The sequence below is a fragment of the Sphingobacteriales bacterium genome (genome assembly GCA_012517435.1).
In the GTDB taxonomy this organism is placed as follows: domain Bacteria; phylum Bacteroidota; class Bacteroidia; order CAILMK01; family JAAYUY01; genus JAAYUY01.
This window is the reverse complement of sequence record JAAYUY010000012.1, coordinates 1-3,894: the sequence shown is the minus strand read 5'-3', so window position 1 is coordinate 3,894 and position 3,894 is coordinate 1. Positions and strand designations below refer to the sequence as shown.

At 41.4% G+C, this 3,894-nt stretch carries 3 protein-coding genes; all 3 read left to right on the top strand.

Features of this window, described 5'->3' with window-relative positions:
- Positions 1 to 2,065 (top strand): PKD domain-containing protein (locus tag GX437_00720; protein NLJ06167.1); only part of this gene is annotated, 2,065 nt, incomplete at its 5' end.
- Positions 2,066 to 2,141: 76 nt separating this feature from the next.
- Positions 2,142 to 3,302, top strand: coding sequence for an amidohydrolase (locus GX437_00715; GenBank protein NLJ06166.1), 1,161 nt, complete (start codon positions 2,142 to 2,144; stop codon positions 3,300 to 3,302).
- On the top strand, positions 3,277 to 3,849 hold the full coding sequence (locus tag GX437_00710) for a nitroreductase family protein (protein NLJ06165.1): 573 nt from the start codon (positions 3,277 to 3,279) through the stop codon (positions 3,847 to 3,849). Before GX437_00715 ends, GX437_00710 begins: the two co-directional genes overlap by 26 nt.
- The last annotated feature ends 45 nt before the right edge of the window (positions 3,850 to 3,894 follow it).

Here is a 3,894-nt window from a genome sequence, read left to right as displayed (position 1 = left end):
TCATTTCAGTGCAGACTCAAATTATTCGATAGAAGTAAAAGCCGGATGGCCAAATGGAAAAGCTGATGAAGACAGCAGTAATAATATCATTGTTACCACCCATCTGAACCTGCTTCCTACACCCGGACAACTTCAGATTACGGAAGACACAGTATGTCCGGGATATTCCGCACAGCTAAAGGCATATTCTCCGAATGCAAGATACTATTACTGGTATGAAAATCAGAATGTTGGAAAAGTCATCGGTTTTGATTCCCTGTTTAAAACACCTTTATTGGAAAAGAGCATGACCTATTATGTTGTGGCAGGAAGTAAAATGAAACCCGACAGTCTGAAAATTCCATTTACCACATCCCTTTCAAACCTGACAAACGGAAATATGTTTGACGTGATAACAAACACAAAAAGTATCTGGATAGACAGCTTCGAAGTACATACACAGTACAAAAACACCTATACATTTCTCATTTACACAAAAAACGGCAGCTCAAGCGGATATCAGAACGACAGTCTGTCGTGGACAAGGCATGATTCCATCACGGTTCAGGCATCAGGTTTTGGCAAACCGACACGGATCCCACTCTCCACCCCCATTTATATCGGGCATGAAGATACCTATTCCATTTATATTACCACATACCAGGTGAGTTTTGTTAATTTTACACCCGGCTCCGGTACCGTAAACGGAGCAGATTTCAGTATTACAAATGGGATAGCATTGGATTACCTCTTTGAAGCTCAGTATGCAACTCCTGCTGTCTGGAATGGCAATGTTTTTTATTCAACCGGCTCATATTGTTCGACTCTACCCGCAGCAGTCAGGGCTCTGGTCAGGGATAAAATTCAGGCTAAATTACCGGATGATACTTCACTATGCAGTGGCAATACTTTGTTCCTGGATGGAGGTGATGACCTGTCGGCCAGTTATCATTGGACTGTATTACCTTCCAACCAGAATATTTCCTCATACGACACAATAACTATTTATAAAACAGGGACTTACCGACTTACAGTTGAAGATATATGCGGCAACAAATCGATCGATACCATAAAAGTCAGCGCTGCCGTTTCACCTGAAGCTGATTTCAGCATTGATAAACCCGAACAATGCCTGAAAGACAATAAATTTCTTTTCACCAATAAAAGCTTTTCCTTGCTTGATTCCATGACATTTAAATGGGATTTTGGAGATAGTCAGTACAGCTTCCTCAGAGATGCAGGATACAGTTATAGCAAAACAGGAAAATATGCGGTAGTTTTAACTGCCATCACCACCAAAGGGTGTATTGATACCGCACTCCGATACATTGAAGTGTTTCCTTCTCCACAGGCAAAATTTGAAATGTCAGGACATCAATTCTGCCTTTATCCTCATCAGGTTACATTCCTGAATAAATCTGTCATCGACAGCGGAACACTTCATTATTACTGGGATTTCGGTGATAACGGGCAATCACAGCTATTTGAGCCTGTTTACACCTATTCAAAAGCAGGGAGTTATATCATCCGGCTAACGGTTTCATCCGAAAACAATTGCAGGGATAGCTTTTCTGATAGCGTGGTGATAAAACCCAACCCTGTCGTTAATCTTGGAAACGATACGGTTATTTGTGCCGGAAAACGAATTTTATTAAATGCAGGATTTGGCTTCGACAGTTATTTATGGTCGAATGATTCTATCGATCCGGTTATCCTTGTCGATTCATCAGGTACCGGAATCGGGACAAAAGTGGTTTGGGTAAGGGTTACCCATCACGGTTGTGAGACAACAGATAGCATTCTGATTACCTTTAAAAACTGTACCGGCATAGAGGAAATCAGCTATCTGAAGCCATCTGTTTATCCTAATCCGGGGCAACAGGAGCTTTGGATTTCTTTCCCTGAAAATAGCCCCACATCCTCTTACAAAATAAAATTTTATGACCTTTCAGGAAAATGGCTCATGACTCATTCCTCTGATGAGAAAAGATTTAAAATTGATACAGGTAATCTGAGCCCAGGCTCCTATCTCATTCAAATTGATGATGGTACCGGTTTGTGGAAATATTTGTGGATTAAACAATAAACATTCAGATTGTTAATAATCTCATCCATACACCTCAGTCATTAAAGGCGAAATTTGCAGCGTAATTACATGATTTATGATTATTCGCCTTCAACCCTTAACCGAACTTCGCCACAAGCTTCATCAACAGGCTGAATTATCCGGAAAAGAAAGAAAGACTGCTGAAATCATTCTTTCATTTATGAAAAAACACAGGGCAGACGAGGTCATAACACATATTGCCGGAAACGGATTAGCCTTCATTTACAAAGGCAAAACAAGAGGCCCGAAAATTATGGTCCGGGCGGAAATGGATGCGCTGCTCATTGCCGAAAAAAATGAAAATATTTATCGGTCGGCAAATGAAAATGTTGCACATCAGTGCGGACATGACGGACACATGGCTATTCTTTGCGGTTTAGGCCGGTATTTAGCCGAAAACAGGCCGGATTACGGTCGGGTCATCCTCTTGTTTCAACCCTCAGAAGAAGATGGCAGAGGTGCCATTGAGGTACTCAACGACCTTGCTTTTCCACCGCTGACACCCGATTATGTCATTTCATTTCACAATCTGCCGGGTTTTCCTTCCAAAAGCATTATCTGTAAAGAAGGATTATTCAGCATAGCATCTGCCGGATTAAAAATACATTGTAAAGGTAAAAGCGCTCATGCTGCTTCCGATAAAGAAGGGTTTAATCCTGTACATATTGCTTCCTATATTATCAACGAGTTTGAAGAACTGAACAACAAGGAAATTACAAAAGATTTCAGCAGAATCACTGTTACCCATATTCATGGAGGTGTTCCCGGTTTCGGAATTCTTCCGGAAGATGCCATTTTATATGTCGTGGTCAGGGCATTCAGAACTGACGATTTTGAGATGCTTAAAAAAACCATGGAGAAGATCATTGATGAACTGTATGAGCGTCATGGCATTGAAATCAATTATTCCTGGCATGATGAATTTTTACCTGTGGTTAACGACAGTGAATGTGTTCAGGTTATCCGCAATGCTGCAACCATTAATGGATTCGAATATATTCAGTTGAGGAAAGCCAATTTATGGTCAGAAGACTTCAGCCACTTTACCAGCAGGTTTAAAGGAGCCATGTTTTGCATCGGCAGTGGTATCCATCACCCGGAACTGCATACACCGGATTATGATTTTCCGGATGAAATAATTGAACCCGGGATAAAAATGCTTACTTCAATCATCCATCAATTATCAAAAAATGGGAATCAGGGAACTCGTTCTTAAAAACAGAAGTTACAGGCGATTTTACGAAGAAGTAAAAATCGACAGAAAAACACTGGAAGAGCTGGTTGATTTGGCAAGGCTTTCTCCGTCAGCCAAAAATCTTCAGCATTTCAAATACCATCTTGCCTGTACACCTGAAATTTGTGAACAGATTTTTCCCTGCACCGCCTGGGCAGGACTGCTCAAAGACTGGAAAGGTCCTGAACCCGGAGAAAGGCCTGCAGCCTATATCACCATGTTGCACGATACCTCCATCAGCCCGAATACCTGGCACGACCAGGGCTTTTCTGCCCAAAGTATTTTGCTGGGAGCAGTTGAAAAAGGGTTGGGTGGTTGTGTGATCGCTGCCCTCAACAAACCGAGGCTTAAAGAAATTCTTCAACTCCCTGATCATCTTGATATTGTTTTCACCATTGCACTGGGAAAACCAAAAGAAATCATTGTGATTGATGAACCGGGAGAAGACGGTAATACGGCTTACTGGAGAGATCAAAATCAGGTACATCATGTCCCGAAACGCAGCTTAAGAGACCTTATCATCAATTAACATGGATACTTTCAGAGAAGAAATCCTGTTAAAACTCCAGACAGT